Below are 890 nucleotides of genomic sequence, written 5' to 3'. Positions count from 1 at the left end.
CGAATATGGTATATAAATTATCAGCTTAATTCAATTTTAAACTGTAGCCATATTTCAGGACAAGACATTTGACCAAAGATTCATATGAAAGAAAATAGACACTATTTGATATTACCTTTTTTACTTTTAGTGATATCTTGTTTAAATAATAAATCTTCAAATGAAATTAGCGAGGTTGATTTCACTCAAAAGACCATAAAAAATCAGAAATTCAAAAATCCAGAAGCAAACAAAACGAATAGTATTGCTTTAGAATTTGCAAAAAAAGGAGAAAACACAAAAGCTGAAAAAATTTTCCTTGAAGCTTTAGAAATCGAGCCTGATAACTACACTATAATGAGCAACATTGGATTGAATTCATTAGCTCTCAAAAAATATGACAAATCAATTGAATTTTTAAAAAAATCAATTACTGCTTCTGACTCAACTTATTTTATTGCAAGTACTAATTTAGGACTTGTCTATTACAAAACTGCTGAATATGAAAAAGCTATAAAAATTTTAGACTTTGTCATTAAAAATTGTGATGATAAAGAAATTATTTTGGCTTCTTATATAAACCAAGCTTTAAGCTACATATCAATCGGGAATTGTACTGAAGCTAAAAACAACTTAATTTTTATTAAGAAAATAGAAATTGAATACAATGCTGACGTTGAAAATGTTGAAGAAAAATTAAAAAACTGTGTACAACAAAGTGTATAATTAATTGCTTGGTTCTATCCTACGTGGAAATTCCTGCAGAATTTCCTCTGGTTCGTTCCATTTTTGCTAAATTAGTTGCTTAACCACGCAACTAACCATACACGAACACGTTGCCATTCATTGCGGAACGCACTCAAAATCGAAAAAACATGAATAAAATAAGAATTATTGGATTAGTAATATTA

Annotated in this window: 1 protein-coding gene; it reads left to right on the top strand. The window is 28.1% G+C overall.

The features are described from left to right. The first annotated feature begins 84 nt into the window (after window positions 1-84). A complete protein-coding gene (locus Q1B05_RS18535; protein WP_299782943.1) occupies window positions 85-705 on the top strand; it encodes a hypothetical protein in 621 nt (206 codons plus the stop codon). The last annotated feature ends 185 nt before the right edge of the window (window positions 706-890 follow it).

Source organism: uncultured Formosa sp., assembly GCF_947500765.1.
Taxonomy (GTDB): domain Bacteria; phylum Bacteroidota; class Bacteroidia; order Flavobacteriales; family Flavobacteriaceae; genus Formosa.
This window is presented reverse-complemented; position numbering and strand designations above follow the sequence as displayed.